Here is a 15000-nt window from a genome sequence, read left to right on the forward strand (position 1 = left end):
TGGACAACAGGTTGATATTCCTGTACCACCTCTTTATCGTTTGAGCAATGGAGGGACGCAGAAGGATAGAAGAAGCGTGCGATTGGTTGTGCACGTCCAAGCAGTTAGGCTGATAAGTAGGCAAATCCGCTTATCGTAAAGGCTGAGCTGTGATGGGGAAGCTCCTTATGGAGCGAAGTCTTTGATTCCCCGCTGCCAAGAAAAGCTTCTAGCGAGATAAAAGGTGCCTGTACCGCAAACCGACACAGGTAGGCGAGGAGAGAATCCTAAGGTGTGCGAGAGAACTCTGGTTAAGGAACTCGGCAAAATGACCCCGTAACTTCGGGAGAAGGGGTGCTTTCTTAACGGAAAGCCGCAGTGAATAGGCCCAAGCGACTGTTTAGCAAAAACACAGCTCTCTGCGAAGCCGTAAGGCGAAGTATAGGGGGTGACACCTGCCCGGTGCTGGAAGGTTAAGGAGAGGGGTTAGCGTAAGCGAAGCTCTGAACTGAAGCCCCAGTAAACGGCGGCCGTAACTATAACGGTCCTAAGGTAGCGAAATTCCTTGTCGGGTAAGTTCCGACCCGCACGAAAGGTGTAACGATTTGGGCACTGTCTCAACCAGAGACTCGGTGAAATTATAGTACCTGTGAAGATGCAGGTTACCCGCGACAGGACGGAAAGACCCCGTGGAGCTTTACTGTAGCCTGATATTGAATTTTGGTACAGTTTGTACAGGATAGGCGGGAGCCATTGAAACCGGAGCGCTAGCTTCGGTGGAGGCGCTGGTGGGATACCGCCCTGACTGTATTGAAATTCTAACCTACGGGTCTTATCGACCCGGGAGACAGTGTCAGGTGGGCAGTTTGACTGGGGCGGTCGCCTCCTAAAGTGTAACGGAGGCGCCCAAAGGTTCCCTCAGAATGGTTGGAAATCATTCGTAGAGTGCAAAGGCATAAGGGAGCTTGACTGCGAGACCTACAAGTCGAGCAGGGACGAAAGTCGGGCTTAGTGATCCGGTGGTTCCGCATGGAAGGGCCATCGCTCAACGGATAAAAGCTACCCCGGGGATAACAGGCTTATCTCCCCCAAGAGTCCACATCGACGGGGAGGTTTGGCACCTCGATGTCGGCTCATCGCATCCTGGGGCTGTAGTCGGTCCCAAGGGTTGGGCTGTTCGCCCATTAAAGCGGTACGCGAGCTGGGTTCAGAACGTCGTGAGACAGTTCGGTCCCTATCCGTCGTGGGCGTAGGAAATTTGAGAGGAGCTGTCCTTAGTACGAGAGGACCGGGATGGACGCACCGCTGGTGTACCAGTTGTTCTGCCAAGGGCATAGCTGGGTAGCTATGTGCGGAAGGGATAAGTGCTGAAAGCATCTAAGCATGAAGCCCCCCTCAAGATGAGATTTCCCATAGCGTAAGCTAGTAAGATCCCTGAAAGATGATCAGGTTGATAGGTTCGAGGTGGAAGCATGGTGACATGTGGAGCTGACGAATACTAATAGATCGAGGACTTAACCATATAATATGTAGCAATGTTATCTAGTTTTGAAGGAATATGCCTTCATAGTTTGGTGATGATGGCAGAGAGGTCACACCCGTTCCCATACCGAACACGGAAGTTAAGCTCTCTAGCGCCGATGGTAGTTGGGACCTTGTCCCTGTGAGAGTAGGACGTCGCCAAGCAACTAAAAACACAAGTCTTTTGACTTGTGTTTTTTTATTTCCCATGAAATAGGTTAGGTTCTGTTAGTAAAAATGATGAAATATAGTAAGGGATTTTTTGAGCAGAAATATTAAGAAATTGATAAATAAATGGATAATCTTCAGAGCCATAGCTTCCAAGTAAGTCATACCACCAATCTGTTTCATACCTAGAAATCATGCTTAAATTATAGAGCAATAAATAATGAACAAGGAGTTCAGGTAATACTGGCTTAGGATTTCTAGGATCAGTCGTAAGTGGTAAATAATAAGTATTAGTAAGATGTTCATAGTATAAAGGAGTACTGTACATAGGATTCCATGATTGAATGGGCGCCGTAAAAAGTAAATTCGATTCATTAGTTTTCTCAGGTACGTGTCGCATTGATAAATGCTTACAAGATGTTTCAATGTAGCGAGAAAATCTCTCTTTAGTCATATGTAATCGATCTAGTAGGTTGACTGAAAAGGAGAGCTCATTTTTAATCGTTGAATCGATTTTATATAAAGGTGATCCTTTTTGACTATAGCGAAACAAATTTTGTAATTCTGGAATATTTCCCATTAGTTCTAGCATGTTAAATTTTTCTGCTTCTAAGTGTTTCATGTGAAACAGTTGTTCTGCAACATGAGTAAACAATCCGTTTTTTTGTATCTTCACCTCATCTTCTAAAAATTGATACCCTTGTTTTTTTCGTTTGCGAGTTGTAACGCCATGAGCTAAAACAGTAGTGGATTCAGGATAGTTAGGATCAATGGTTAGTAGACATGCTTTAAAAAGTTGACTAATTCCATAAAATAACAACATTGGTTGAATAGAAAATGGAGCTTTCTTATATAATTCATAATAATTTTTCCCGTGTTCTAGGTAATAAATAAAGGGATAACAATTTTCAAAACTTTTTTTTTCGGCATCCTGAATAGAGGATTTTTCATAACAACGGGCAAGATAACGTTGTACATTTTGAGATGAAAAAAAGAAACTTAACTGCTGCCAAGTATAAGATGTTTGATGCATATATTACGCTCCTTTTATTTTCTAAAAATTCTAACATATATATACGTCCTTGACAGTATTTTAACCAATTGATAAGCTACTAATAATAATTTCTGGTATCATAGGGGGAACAATTATGTGGGAATCTAAATTTGTTAAAGAAGGTTTGACTTTTGATGATGTATTACTTGTACCAGCTAGGTCAGATATATTACCAAGAGAAGTAAGTGTTAAAACAGTTTTATCTGAAAGCTTACAGCTAAACATCCCGTTAATTAGTGCAGGAATGGATACAGTAACAGAAGCTGACATGGCTATTGCAATGGCTCGCCAAGGTGGTTTAGGAATTATTCATAAGAATATGTCTATTGAGCAACAAGCAGAGCAAGTTGATAAAGTAAAGCGCTCTGAAAGCGGCGTTATTTCAGATCCTTTCTTCTTAACTCCAGAACATCAAGTATATGATGCAGAACATCTTATGGGAAAATATCGTATCTCAGGTGTACCGGTTGTAAATAATTTAGATGAGCGAAAATTAGTTGGTATTATTACAAACCGTGATATGCGTTTCATCCAAGACTACTCAATCAAAATTTCTGACGTAATGACAAAAGAACAGTTAATTACAGCTCCAGTTGGTACTACACTGGAAGAAGCTGAAAAGATCCTACAAAAGTATAAAATTGAAAAACTCCCTCTTGTTGATAATAACGGTGTATTACAAGGGCTTATTACAATAAAAGATATTGAAAAAGTAATTGAATTTCCAAACTCTGCTAAGGATAAGCAAGGACGCTTATTAGTTGGAGCAGCAGTTGGTGTAACAGCTGATGCTATGCTTCGTATAGATGCATTAGTAAAAGCTAGTGTAGATGCAATTGTACTTGATACAGCCCATGGGCATTCTAAAGGTGTTATTGATAAGGTAAAAGAAGTTCGTGCTAAATATCCATCATTAAATATCATCGCTGGAAATGTTGCTACAGCTGAAGCAACGAAAGCATTAATTGAAGCTGGTGCAAACGTAGTTAAAGTTGGTATTGGACCAGGTTCTATTTGTACAACACGCGTTGTAGCTGGTGTTGGTGTACCACAATTAACAGCAGTTTATGATTGTGCAACCGAAGCTCGTAAACACGGTATTCCAGTTATCGCTGATGGCGGTGTTAAGTACTCTGGTGATATGGTGAAAGCTTTAGCAGCAGGAGCACATGTTGTTATGCTAGGTAGTATGTTTGCTGGTGTTGCCGAAAGTCCTGGAGAAACTGAAATTTACCAAGGTCGTCAATTTAAAGTGTATCGTGGTATGGGTTCTGTCGGTGCGATGGAAAAAGGAAGTAAAGATCGTTACTTCCAAGAAGGAAATAAAAAACTTGTCCCAGAAGGTATCGAAGGACGAGTGCCATATAAAGGACCTTTAGCAGATACAGTTCACCAATTAGTTGGTGGCTTACGTGCGGGTATGGGATATTGCGGGGCACAGGATTTAGAATTCTTACGCGAGAATGCACAATTCATTCGTATGTCAGGTGCTGGCTTACGTGAAAGCCATCCTCATCACGTACAAATTACAAAAGAGGCTCCAAACTACTCATTATAATGTCTTATATACAAATAGACAGAGATTTGATATCTCTGTCTATTTTTTTTTGATTATGTTAGAATAACGGTTATGTGAGTACATAGATATTGGGGGTAACAAAAGTGAAAGGTATGTTTTGCAAAAGATTCATTGCTTTGGTAACAGTGATTACACTAGCTTGTAGCATTTTTATGCCATATAGCAATGCATCAGCTGAAACAGGAGCCGCTTTAAACATTGAAGCAGGTGCGGCAATTTTAGTAGAAGCGAATTCTGGGAAAATTGTATATCAAAAGAATGCAGATGAATTATTATCCATTGCTAGTATGACAAAGATGATGAGTGAATATTTAGTTCATGAAGCAGTGGATAAAGGAAAACTTAAGTGGGACCAGAAAATTAAGGTTTCTGAATATGCATATAAGGTTTCACAAGATGCTTCATTATCAAATGTTGCGTTAGAAAATGGTGGCTCTTATACAGTAAAAGAGTTATATGAGGCAATGGCAATCTTTTCTGCAAATGGTGCAACAATTGCATTAGCAGAAGCAATTGCAGGTAAAGAAGTAGATTTCGTAAAAATGATGAATGATAAATCGAAAGAACTAGGATTGAAAAATTATAAATTTGTCAATTCTACAGGTTTAACGAATAAAGATTTAAAGGGAATGCATCCTGAAGGAACAACAGCGGATGAAGAAAATAAAATGTCTGCAAAGGATGTTGCAACTTTAGCACAACATTTAATTAAAGATTATCCAAAAGTGTTAGATACAGCAAAAATTCCTAAAAAAGAATTCCGTCCAGAAAAAGAGAAGTTTGCAATGTCAAACTGGAACTGGATGTTAAAGGGCTTAGTTAAAGAATATGATGGCGTAGATGGTCTGAAAACAGGCTCAACTCCAGAAGCAGGAGATTGCTTCACTGGTACGGTTGAAAGAAACGGTATGCGTTTTATTTCTGTAGTTATTAAAACAAGTTCTCATACAGCACGTTTTGATGAAACAAAGAAGCTATATGATTATGGATTTGCTAACTTTGAAGTGAAACAAATGTATAAAAAAGGTTCTTCAGTAAAAGGACAAGAAACAGTAAGAGTAGAAAATGCGAAAGATAAAGATGTAGCAGTTCAAACGAAACAAGCTATTTCACTTCCAGTGCCAAAAGGAAGTAAAGATGTTTATAAAACAGAATTAAAAGAATCAAGTAAGGGACAAGAAGCACCTATTAAAAAGGGAGCTGCGCTTGGTCAAATGGTAATTACGCCAAAAGATACAAACGACCCTGGATTTTTAACTGGTAAGTCGTTGCAAGTGGATCTTGTAACAACATCTGAAGTAGAAGAAGCAAACTGGTTTACTCGTGCTATGCGCGGAATTGGTTCATTCTTTAGTGGTATGTGGAATAGTGCTGTTGATACAGTAAAAGGTTGGTTTTAAAAGCTCCTCATGGTAGGGGCTTTTTTTTTATTCCTATTTTTCATACCGACTTTATGAAAAAGTAGTAGACAAGCATCTGATAGTTAGTGGTAGAATGTAAGAGTATTCTTAATTTTCGCCTTTAACGGGGGAAAGCAATTCACCTAGGGGGGTTTTTGTACATGACAAATGTAACAGGGACAGAGCGTGTAAAACGTGGAATGGCAGAAATGCAAAAAGGCGGCGTTATTATGGACGTAATTAACGCTGAACAAGCAAAAATTGCAGAAGAGGCAGGCGCAGTTGCCGTTATGGCATTAGAGCGTGTACCAGCAGACATTCGTGCAGCAGGTGGCGTTTCTCGTATGGCAGACCCAACAATCGTTGAAGAAGTTATGGGTGCAGTGTCAATTCCGGTTATGGCAAAATGCCGTATCGGTCACCTTGTAGAAGCACGTGTATTAGAATCATTAGGGGTAGACTATATCGATGAGAGTGAAGTATTAACTCCTGCTGATGAAGTGTACCATTTAAATAAACGTGATTACACAGTTCCATTTGTATGTGGTTGCCGTGATATCGGAGAAGCTGCACGTCGTATTGCAGAAGGTGCATCTATGCTTCGTACAAAAGGTGAACCAGGAACAGGAAACATTGTAGAGGCAGTGCGTCATATGCGCCAAGTCAATGCAGAAATCCGTCAAGTTGCGAGTCTACGTGAAGATGAGTTAATGACATATGCAAAAAATACTGGTGCTCCTTACGAAGTATTACTTGAAATTAAACGTCTTGGTCGCTTACCAGTTGTAAACTTTGCGGCAGGTGGTGTAGCAACACCAGCAGATGCTGCATTAATGATGCAACTTGGTGCTGATGGGGTATTTGTTGGATCTGGTATCTTCAAATCAGAAAACCCAGAGAGATTTGCACGTGCAATCGTTGAAGCAACGACTCATTATGAAGATTACGAACTAATTGCAAGCCTTTCTAAAGGGTTAGGTAATGCAATGAAAGGTATCGAAATTTCAACGTTATTACCAGAACAACGCATGCAAGAGCGTGGATGGTAATTAAAGGAGAACTTTAAAATGGTGAAAATCGGTGTACTAGGTCTTCAAGGTGCAGTTCGTGAACATGTAAAATCAGTTGAAGCAAGTGGTGCCGAAGCTGTTGTTGTAAAGCGTATAGAGCAACTTGAAGAGATTGATGGTCTTATTTTACCAGGCGGTGAAAGTACAACAATGCGCCGTCTTATTGATAAGTATGCTTTCATGGAACCACTTCGCACATTTGCAAAGTCTGGTAAACCAATGTTTGGTACATGTGCAGGGATGATTCTTCTTGCGAAAACACTTATTGGCTATGAAGAAGCACATATTGGTGCTATGGATATTACAGTTGAGCGCAATGCGTTCGGACGCCAAAAGGATAGTTTTGAAGCTGCGCTTTCAATTGAAGGCGTGGGTGAAGACTTCGTTGGTGTATTTATCCGTGCGCCGTATGTTGTAGAAGTAGCTGATAATGTTGAAGTGCTTTCTAAGCATGGTGACCGAATGGTAGCGGTAAGACAAGATCAGTTTTTAGCTGCTTCATTCCATCCGGAATTAACAGATGATCATCGTGTCACAGCATACTTTGTTGAAATGGTAAAAGAAGCGAAAATGAAAAAAGTTGTATAAGTAACTTGCAACTTGTATAAGATTATAGTAAATTGATGGTAACAATTTTATAAAATAAGCGTGTTGATAGGAAATAGTAACAAATGTTGTTTCTTATAGAGAGTCGATGGTTGGTGGAAATCGATAGAAACAGTTTGTGAATCCATCCTGGAATGGAATGTGGAACATCTTTTGGATTAGTAAGCATTCCCGGTGAAGAGCCGTTATTTCTACTTGAGAGGAAAGCGGTAATGCTTTCAACTAGGGTGGCAACGCGGGTTAACTCCCGTCCCTTTATATAGGGACGGGAGTTTTTTGTGTTTTATAAAATAAAAGGAGGAGTATATAATGCTTGATATTAAATTTTTACGTACAAACTTTGAAGAAGTAAAAGCGAAATTACAGCATAGAGGTGAAGATCTAACTGATTTCGGACGTTTTGAAGAACTTGATACGAGAAGAAGAGAACTACTTGTTCAGACAGAAGAATTAAAAAGTAAACGTAATGAAGTGTCTCAACAAATCTCTGTATTAAAGCGCGAAAAGAAAGATGCAGAAGCTCTAATTTTAGAAATGCGTGAGGTTGGAGAAAAAGTAAAGGATTTTGATAACGAACTTCGCACAGTTGAAGAAGACTTAGAAAGATTAATGTTATCTATTCCAAATATCCCTCATGAGTCTGCTCCAGTCGGTGAAACAGAGGATGATAATGTAGTAGCGCGTACTTGGGGAGAAGTGAAAGAATTTACTTTTGAACCAAAACCACATTGGGATCTTGCTACTGATTTAGGAATTTTAGATTTTGAACGCGCTGGGAAAGTAACAGGAAGCCGCTTCGTATTTTACAAAGGTGCTGGTGCAAGATTAGAGCGTGCTTTAATTAGCTTTATGCTTGATCTTCATACTGATGAGCATGGATATGAAGAAGTATTACCTCCATATATGGTAAACCGTGCAAGTATGACAGGAACAGGACAACTTCCAAAGTTTGAAGAAGATGCATTCCGTATTGAAAGTGAAGATTATTTCTTAATTCCAACAGCTGAAGTACCTGTAACGAATATGCATCGGGATGAGATTTTAAATAAAGAGCAATTGCCTATAAGATATGCTGCATTTAGCTCTTGCTTCCGCTCTGAAGCAGGTTCAGCTGGTCGCGATACACGCGGTTTAATTCGCCAGCATCAGTTCAATAAAGTAGAGCTTGTGAAGTTCGTAAAACCAGAAGATTCTTATGAAGAGTTAGAAAAATTAACAAATGATGCAGAACGCGTGTTACAATTATTAGAGTTGCCATATCGCGTTATGAGCATGTGCACAGGCGATTTAGGATTTACAGCAGCGAAGAAATACGATATTGAAGTATGGATTCCAAGCTATGGCACATATCGTGAAATTTCTTCTTGTAGTAATTTTGAAGCTTTCCAAGCGAGACGTGCAAATATCCGTTTCCGCCGTGAGCCAAATGGAAAACCAGAACATGTCCATACATTAAATGGATCTGGTCTTGCAATTGGACGTACGGTTGCAGCTATTTTAGAAAACTACCAACAAGAAGATGGTACAATTATAATTCCAGAAGTTCTTCGCCCTTATATGGGAGGAAAAACAGTTATTAAGTAAATTTAAACATTCATCGGTATGAGTGATTGGTAATTATGAGCGTTGTCAGTACTGTAATGTAGGAAGGGGAAAGTAAAATTTTCCTTTCCTCATAATTTATTTTAGTAGGGTTGACTAACTGTTTTTCTTTTGATATTATATTTGATGTCAATATGGAGGTATACCCAAGTCTGGCTGAAGGGATCGGTCTTGAAAACCGACAGGCGGCGAGAGTCGCGCGGGGGTTCGAATCCCTCTACCTCCTCCAGATATAATTGACAACAGCGCATATAAGTGGAGATTGGAGAACTCGTTACCAACACGTAACGAGTTTTTATTTTAAAACCAATCATAAAGTATGGTGTAAGGTAATTTTGTCCTTATTACACACTCATATTCCGATGATTATCTTCATAGATATGAAAGGAGTCAACATGGATCTTATTATACAAACGTTTCCTTTAGATGGAAAAACTTTATATTATGTACAATGTCCTGTCTGTAAGAACAATAGAATTTTAAACAGTGGTGCAAATGTGTCACGCATTATAAGCGATGATACATTCCGTAAACTTTGTGGTTGCACTTGTGATGTAAAGCAAGCTGAGACAAAAGTAGAGGCACCAAAAAAGGTTGAAAAACCAGCTGTAAAGAAAGAGGCAGCTCCAAAACGTACAGGTAAAGTATTAACGGCAGTAATTAACGGGAAAGAAATGACTGTTAAAGAGATTGCTGAAGCATACGATATTAGTACAAGTACTGTTCGTCAGCGTATTAACGCAGGAAAACCTGAGAGTGAAATTATTGCTCCAACAAAGAAGAAGTAATTTAATAGGAAAACCCGTGCATATGCACGGGTTTTTTATTTTACAAGTTTACGTGTTTGTTTTAAAAAATGGCCAATTTTTTTAATGATTGGTTCGATTGAATCACCATCTTTTAAAATATCGTACTCATTAATATTTAAGCGTAATACAGGACATGAATTAAAGTTGTTAATCCAGTTTTCATAACGTCCATGCATTTCTTTCCAGTACTCAATTGGTGTTTGCTGTTCCATTGGGCGCCCACGTTCTTGAATGCGATCGACAATATCATCGAAAGAACCTTCTAAGTAAATTAATAAGTCTGGATGAGGGAAGTAAGGAGTCATGACCATAGCGTCAAATAAACCTTTGTATGTTTCATAATCAGTTTCCGTCATTGTACCTTTTTCATGATGCATCTTTGCGAAAATTCCAGTGTCTTCGTAAATGGAACGATCTTGAACAAAACCGCCACCATATTCAAAAATTCTTTTTTGTTCCTTAAATCGTTCTGCTAAAAAGTACACTTGTAGGTGGAAGCTCCAGCGAGTGAAGTCCGCATAGAATTTGTCCAAATATGGATTGGAATCTACTTTTTCAAATGATGTGCGATAACCTAAAGCATTAGCTAATGCAGTTGTCATAGTTGATTTACCCACACCTACCGTTCCGGCGATAGTGATTACTGCATCATTGGGTATATCATATTTTTGCCTTAAATTCATTATTATTTCGACTCCTTTAAGAGAGTATTTTGAAGGGCAGATAGGATGACGTTTAAATCATCAGGATTTTTTACAAAATCCATATCGTCTCCATTAAATTTCAATACTGGTATCTCCGGATGATCTTTTCTAAAAGTATCCATTGCTGTTTCATAATCTTTTGTGAGCTGTAGTAAGTAATTTGGATCCATGTTTTTTTCAAATTCTCTTCCGCGCAAGGCGATTCGTTTTTGCAATGTTTCTAGGCTAGCTGTTAAATAAACAATGACATTTGGCACAGGCATATCTTGTGTAAGGATACGATAAATTTGCATGTACTTGTCATATTGAGAGTCTTTTAATGTGCGGGATGCAAAAATTAAATTTTTAAAGATATGGTAATCTGCTACTACTGGTTTCCTTTGATTCAAATACTTTATGTTAATATCTTCTAATTGTTTGTATCTATTACAAAGAAAGAACATCTCTGTTTGAAAACTCCATTCGTCGATGTCTTCATAAAACTTTCCTAAAAAGGGATTTTCATCAACAATCTCTTTTAGTAAGTGGAGTTGCATGTGAGTTGAAATTTCCTTCGCAAGTGAAGTTTTTCCAACACCAATTGGTCCTTCAACCGTGATAAATGGTACTCCGGTCACGCTGTTTCCTCCTTTCAATCAGTGATTTACCGTGACTACTAAAAACACAAAACAGAATTATTGTAGCACAAGAGGGAAGCGAGTGGGTTAATTTGATATAAAAAGTTAGAAAATAGATATATGTATTAATTAAATTTTATTTTGGATGACGATGTTATATTTGCTTTCAATGTAGTTTCCATTATTTTTAAAGCATGTATATTATCTTGGTCGTTGTTAGAGGCGATACAATCCTGTGGTACATACAATTTATAATTTCTCATATGAGCATCATTAGCTGTAAATAGGATGCATATATTCCCGGCAACTCCTGTTAATATTAGATTTTCTATTTTTAAATAACCTAGTAATGAATTTAAAGGTGTTTCATAAAAAGCGGAATAATGTGGTTTAATAAAAATGTAATCATCAGAACTTGGAGCAATCTTATGAATTATATTTTCACTATATTTATTTGTACAATGAGTAATAAGTTGGTCGATATCAGATCTCCAAAGTTGATAATGGTCATTAACGTAAATTATAGGATAGCCGAAGGATTTCATTTTTTTCTTTAATTGTAAAATAGGGTTTGTTATAGTTTCGCATTTTTGAGCTAGAATGGGTCCGTGGGAAAATTGAAAATCATTAATCATATCGATAATGAGCAAGGCGGTATTTTTCATATGTAATCCCTCTCTTTTTCTTTTAGGGTGGATTGAATTTGTAAAAGTTATCCCCTGTGCAGTAAATGGAAATAAGTGTACTTTATTTGTAATGAAAGGACTATGTTATGGAACAAGATCGAGATATTTATTTTATGCAATTAGCGATAGAAGAAGCTAAAAAGGCGGAGGAAATGCAGGAAGTACCAATTGGAGCAGTTATAGTGTTAGATGGTGAGGTAATTAGTGTTGCTCATAATTTAAGGGAAACTGAGCAAAGATCAATAGCTCATGCTGAGTTGCTAGCGATAGATGAGGCGTGTAAAAAATTAGGGACATGGCGTTTAGAAGATGCAACATTGTATGTAACATTAGAACCTTGTCCAATGTGTGCGGGTGGAATTGTTTTATCGCGAGTGAAGCGAGTTGTATATGGTGCAAGTGATCCGAAGGGCGGATGTGCAGGGACATTGATGAATCTTTTAACGGATGAACGATTCAATCATCAATGTGAAGTAGTAACTGGTGTACTTGAGGAAGAATGCGGTACGTTGTTAACAAACTTTTTTAGAGAGCTTCGTAAAAAAAGAAAAGCGATAAAAAAATTGGAGAAAAGCAATGGGAACTAACGTATTTGCATTTTATAAAGAAACAAGTTATACTGATAATGCCTTTAATGAAGGCAACCGAATATTGGTTTTAACTTTGCCGTGCTAAGCGGGGAGGTAGCGGTGCCCTATACTCGCAATCCGCTCTAGCGAGGCCGAATCCCCTCTCGAGGTTATGTTGCTGTAAGGTCTGCCTTAAGTAAGTGGTGTTGACGTTTGGGTCCTGCGCAACGGGACCCCGTGAACCTTGTCAGGTCCGGAAGGAAGCAGCAATAAGCGGGTCTTCTCGTGTGCCGCAGGAGTGCCTGAACCGAGCTAACTGCTTGAGTAACGCTTATGGTACGTAATCGACGGAGGGTGCACGGCAGTTATATATGTATACAAAACTCACCTTAATACAAAGGTGAGTTTTTTGTATAGAAAATAACTTTTGGAATCTATAAACAGAATGGGTTATAATAAATGAGATAATAACCTTTGAGGGAGGCCGTATTTTCGTGTCATACCAAGCGTTATACCGAACATGGAGACCGCAAAAGTTCGAAGATGTAGTCGGTCAAAAGCACGTGACAAAAACGTTGCAAAATGCCCTTCTTCAAGAGAAAGTTTCACATGCTTATTTATTTTCTGGTCCGAGGGGAACAGGAAAAACGACAATTGCAAAAGTATTTGCAAAAGCAATTAACTGTGAACATGCTCCGGTAGCTGAACCTTGTAATGAATGTCCTTCTTGTTTAGGAATTACACAAGGATCCATTTCAGATGTATTAGAAATTGATGCGGCTTCAAATAACGGTGTAGATGAAATTCGAGATATTAGAGATAAAGTAAAATATGCTCCAAGTGCTGTAGAATATAAAGTATACATTATTGATGAAGTTCACATGCTTTCTATGGGTGCATTCAATGCGCTTTTAAAAACCTTAGAAGAGCCGCCAGGACATGTTATCTTTATTTTGGCGACAACAGAACCTCATAAGATCCCGCCTACAATTATTTCGCGTTGTCAGCGTTTTGAATTCCGAAAAATATCAGTGAATGATATTGTTGAGAGATTATCAACAGTCGTGACGAATGAAGGTACGCAAGTGGAAGATGAAGCATTACAAATTGTTGCACGTGCTGCTGAAGGTGGTATGCGTGACGCGCTTAGTCTTATTGATCAGGCTATATCTTATAGTGATGAGATTGTTACGACAGAAGATGTATTGGCGGTAACAGGATCTGTTTCTCAGCAATACTTAGGCAATTTAGTAGAATGCATACGTGAAAATGATGTATCAAGAGCATTACAGATCATAGATGAAATGATGAGTAAAGGGAAGGATCCAGTTCGTTTTATGGAGGATTTCATTTACTATTATCGTGATATGCTTTTATATCAAACTTCACCGCAACTAGAACATATGTTGGAACGAGTAATTGTAGATGATCAATTCCGTAAGTTGAGTGAAGAAATGCAACCGGAAGTGATCTATGAGATTATTCATACCCTTAGTAAGGGACAACAGGAAATGAAGTGGACAAATCATCCGCGTATTTTCTTAGAAGTTGTTATGGTGCAGTTGTGTCAACAGTTTATGATGCAAGCAAACGGTACGGATCGTTTGCAAGCAATTATGAACAGGATGCAGCAATTGGAGAAAGAGTTAGAGCAAGTCAAAAAGAACGGTGTGCCAGCTGGTGTACAACAGGAAGTAAGAGAGACACGTGCAACACCAAAACCCGTACGAACAGGAAGTATGAAGATTCCTATCGGGCGTGTAAATGAAGTATTAAAACAAGCGAAGCGTCAAGATTTAGAACAATTAAAAGCTGTATGGGGTGAGTTGTTAGGAAGACTCAAATCATATAACAAAGTAGCGTTTGCTGTTTTACTAGAAAATAGTGAACCAGTGGCAGCTTCAGATGACACTTACGTTTTAGCATTTCAATATGAGATTCACTGTAAAATGGCGAGCGAAAATCGAGAAGCTATGGATACAGTAGAACAAGCTTTATTTGAATTGCTAAGTAAAAGGTTAAATATGATTGCCATTCCAAAAAGTGAATGGGGTAAAATCCGTGAAGACTTTTTACAACGTGAAGGTGGAGAGTCTGAAGAAAGCCCGGAGAAAAAGGAAGACCCTCTTATAGAAGAGGCAGTGAAATTAGTAGGACAAGAACTCATTGAAATAAAAGAGTAATAATAATTAGGAGGAATTAATTATGATGCGTGGCGGAATGGGAAATATGAATAACATGATGAAACAAATGCAAAAGATGCAAAAAGACATGGCGAAAGCACAAGAAGAGCTTGGTGAAAAAACAGTTGAAGGTACAGCTGGCGGCGGAATGATTACAGTTATTGCAAATGGTCACAAGCAAATTCTTGAAGTGAAGATTAAAGAAGAAGTTGTAGATCCAGAAGATATCGAAATGTTACAAGACTTAGTGTTAGCTGCAACAAATGATGCACTTAAAAAGGCCGATGAGCTATCAAACTCTACAATGGGTAAATTTACAAAAGGCTTAAACTTACCAGGTGGAATGTTCTAGGGGGATATTGATACATGCATTATCCAGAGCCAATATCAAAACTAATCGATAGTTTTATGAAGTTGCCAGGTATCGGACCGAAAACAGCGGTTCGATTGGCA

Annotated in this window: 14 protein-coding genes, 1 tRNA gene, 2 rRNA genes, 1 other RNA gene and 1 other annotated feature (2 of these 19 running past the window's edge); of the genes, 14 read left to right on the forward strand and 4 right to left on the reverse strand. The window is 38.6% G+C overall.

All coding sequences use genetic code 11. The annotated features are described in order from the left end of the window. Both BCG9842_RS00050 and rrf read left to right on the forward strand, forming a co-directional pair. Positions 1-1501, forward strand: a 23S ribosomal RNA gene (locus BCG9842_RS00050); it begins 1421 nt to the left of the window's first position. 48 nt (positions 1502-1549) lie between these two features. Next, positions 1550-1665: ribosomal RNA gene (gene rrf / locus BCG9842_RS00055) — 5S ribosomal RNA — on the forward strand. 34 nt (positions 1666-1699) lie between these two features. On the opposite strand, the gene BCG9842_RS00060 is transcribed toward rrf, so the two are convergent. Beyond that, complete coding sequence (locus tag BCG9842_RS00060; protein WP_000554296.1) at positions 1700-2701, reverse strand: YaaC family protein; 1002 nt, start codon at positions 2699-2701, stop codon at positions 1700-1702. A 115-nt stretch (positions 2702-2816) separates the two neighbouring features. On the opposite strand from BCG9842_RS00060, the gene guaB reads away from it, so the two are divergent. The 7 genes from guaB (at position 2817) to BCG9842_RS00095 (ending at position 9767) form a co-directional block, all read left to right on the forward strand. Continuing rightward, complete coding sequence (gene guaB, locus BCG9842_RS00065) at positions 2817-4280, forward strand: IMP dehydrogenase (RefSeq protein WP_000264089.1); 1464 nt, start codon at positions 2817-2819, stop codon at positions 4278-4280. 113 nt (positions 4281-4393) lie between these two features. After that, positions 4394-5701 carry a D-alanyl-D-alanine carboxypeptidase DacA gene (dacA, locus tag BCG9842_RS00070; RefSeq protein ID WP_127057751.1) on the forward strand — a complete coding sequence of 436 codons (1308 nt, stop codon included), beginning with the start codon at positions 4394-4396 and terminating at the stop codon, positions 5699-5701. 161 nt (positions 5702-5862) lie between these two features. Continuing rightward, the gene (gene pdxS / locus BCG9842_RS00075) at positions 5863-6750 is read left to right on the forward strand and encodes a pyridoxal 5'-phosphate synthase lyase subunit PdxS (RefSeq protein WP_000186158.1); all 888 of its coding nucleotides are present in this window, start codon (positions 5863-5865) and stop codon (positions 6748-6750) included. An 18-nt stretch (positions 6751-6768) separates the two neighbouring features. Beyond that, entirely contained in the window at positions 6769-7359 is a 591-nt protein-coding gene (gene pdxT / locus BCG9842_RS00080; RefSeq protein ID WP_000238785.1) for a pyridoxal 5'-phosphate synthase glutaminase subunit PdxT, read from the forward strand. A gap of 54 nt (positions 7360-7413) precedes the next feature. Next, positions 7414-7635 (forward strand) — a binding site (T-box leader). 51 nt (positions 7636-7686) lie between these two features. Next, the gene (serS, locus tag BCG9842_RS00085; RefSeq protein WP_000884174.1) at positions 7687-8961 is read left to right on the forward strand and encodes a serine--tRNA ligase; all 1275 of its coding nucleotides are present in this window, start codon (positions 7687-7689) and stop codon (positions 8959-8961) included. Positions 8962-9115: 154 nt separating this feature from the next. Continuing rightward, positions 9116-9208: transfer RNA gene (locus BCG9842_RS00090), tRNA-Ser, on the forward strand. 166 nt (positions 9209-9374) lie between these two features. Next, entirely contained in the window at positions 9375-9767 is a 393-nt protein-coding gene (locus BCG9842_RS00095; RefSeq protein ID WP_000364195.1) for a DUF3797 domain-containing protein, read from the forward strand. 35 nt (positions 9768-9802) lie between these two features. On the opposite strand, the gene BCG9842_RS00100 is transcribed toward BCG9842_RS00095, so the two are convergent. From BCG9842_RS00100 to BCG9842_RS00110, 3 genes are all read right to left on the reverse strand, one after another. After that, on the reverse strand, positions 9803-10471 hold the full coding sequence (locus BCG9842_RS00100; RefSeq protein WP_001053585.1) for a deoxynucleoside kinase: 669 nt from the start codon (positions 10469-10471) through the stop codon (positions 9803-9805). Positions 10472-10473: 2 nt separating this feature from the next. Further along, entirely contained in the window at positions 10474-11109 is a 636-nt protein-coding gene (locus tag BCG9842_RS00105) for a deoxynucleoside kinase (RefSeq protein WP_000148217.1), read from the reverse strand. 125 nt (positions 11110-11234) lie between these two features. Continuing rightward, positions 11235-11774, reverse strand: coding sequence for an isochorismatase family cysteine hydrolase (locus tag BCG9842_RS00110; RefSeq protein ID WP_000798738.1), 540 nt, complete (start codon positions 11772-11774; stop codon positions 11235-11237). A 107-nt stretch (positions 11775-11881) separates the two neighbouring features. On the opposite strand from BCG9842_RS00110, the gene tadA reads away from it, so the two are divergent. The 5 genes from tadA to recR form a co-directional block, all read left to right on the forward strand. After that, a complete protein-coding gene (tadA, locus tag BCG9842_RS00115; RefSeq protein ID WP_000434341.1) occupies positions 11882-12382 on the forward strand; it encodes a tRNA adenosine(34) deaminase TadA in 501 nt (166 codons plus the stop codon). Positions 12383-12461: 79 nt separating this feature from the next. Further along, positions 12462-12726, forward strand: an RNA gene (gene ffs / locus BCG9842_RS29015) — signal recognition particle sRNA large type. A gap of 132 nt (positions 12727-12858) precedes the next feature. Continuing rightward, the gene (gene dnaX / locus BCG9842_RS00120) at positions 12859-14547 is read left to right on the forward strand and encodes a DNA polymerase III subunit gamma/tau (protein WP_000121560.1); all 1689 of its coding nucleotides are present in this window, start codon (positions 12859-12861) and stop codon (positions 14545-14547) included. A gap of 25 nt (positions 14548-14572) precedes the next feature. Next, on the forward strand, positions 14573-14899 hold the full coding sequence (locus BCG9842_RS00125; protein ID WP_014894853.1) for a YbaB/EbfC family nucleoid-associated protein: 327 nt from the start codon (positions 14573-14575) through the stop codon (positions 14897-14899). Positions 14900-14913: 14 nt separating this feature from the next. Then, positions 14914-15000, forward strand: the beginning of a protein-coding gene (gene recR, locus BCG9842_RS00130) for a recombination protein RecR (RefSeq protein WP_000559169.1). The gene runs 510 nt beyond the window's last position; only the first 87 of its 597 coding nucleotides appear in the window; it begins with the start codon at positions 14914-14916; the stop codon falls past the right edge of the window.

It is taken from the genome of Bacillus cereus G9842 (assembly GCF_000021305.1).
Classification (GTDB): domain Bacteria; phylum Bacillota; class Bacilli; order Bacillales; family Bacillaceae_G; genus Bacillus_A; species Bacillus_A thuringiensis_S.

Excerpts from the sequence above, each read along its gene's own strand:
- BCG9842_RS00060 (WP_000554296.1), bottom strand. The coding sequence starts at position 2,701 with ATGCATCAAACATCTTATACTTGGCAGCAGTTAAGTTTCTTTTTTTCA.
- guaB (WP_000264089.1), top strand. The coding sequence starts at position 2,817 with ATGTGGGAATCTAAATTTGTTAAAGAAGGTTTGACTTTTGATGATGTA.
- dacA (WP_127057751.1), top strand. The coding sequence starts at position 4,394 with ATGTTTTGCAAAAGATTCATTGCTTTGGTAACAGTGATTACACTAGCT.
- pdxS (WP_000186158.1), top strand. The coding sequence starts at position 5,863 with ATGACAAATGTAACAGGGACAGAGCGTGTAAAACGTGGAATGGCAGAA.
- pdxT (WP_000238785.1), top strand. The coding sequence starts at position 6,769 with ATGGTGAAAATCGGTGTACTAGGTCTTCAAGGTGCAGTTCGTGAACAT.
- serS (WP_000884174.1), top strand. The coding sequence starts at position 7,687 with ATGCTTGATATTAAATTTTTACGTACAAACTTTGAAGAAGTAAAAGCG.
- BCG9842_RS00095 (WP_000364195.1), top strand. The coding sequence starts at position 9,375 with ATGGATCTTATTATACAAACGTTTCCTTTAGATGGAAAAACTTTATAT.
- BCG9842_RS00100 (WP_001053585.1), bottom strand. The coding sequence starts at position 10,471 with ATGAATTTAAGGCAAAAATATGATATACCCAATGATGCAGTAATCACT.
- BCG9842_RS00110 (WP_000798738.1), bottom strand. The coding sequence starts at position 11,774 with ATGAAAAATACCGCCTTGCTCATTATCGATATGATTAATGATTTTCAA.
- tadA (WP_000434341.1), top strand. The coding sequence starts at position 11,882 with ATGGAACAAGATCGAGATATTTATTTTATGCAATTAGCGATAGAAGAA.
- BCG9842_RS00125 (WP_014894853.1), top strand. The coding sequence starts at position 14,573 with ATGCGTGGCGGAATGGGAAATATGAATAACATGATGAAACAAATGCAA.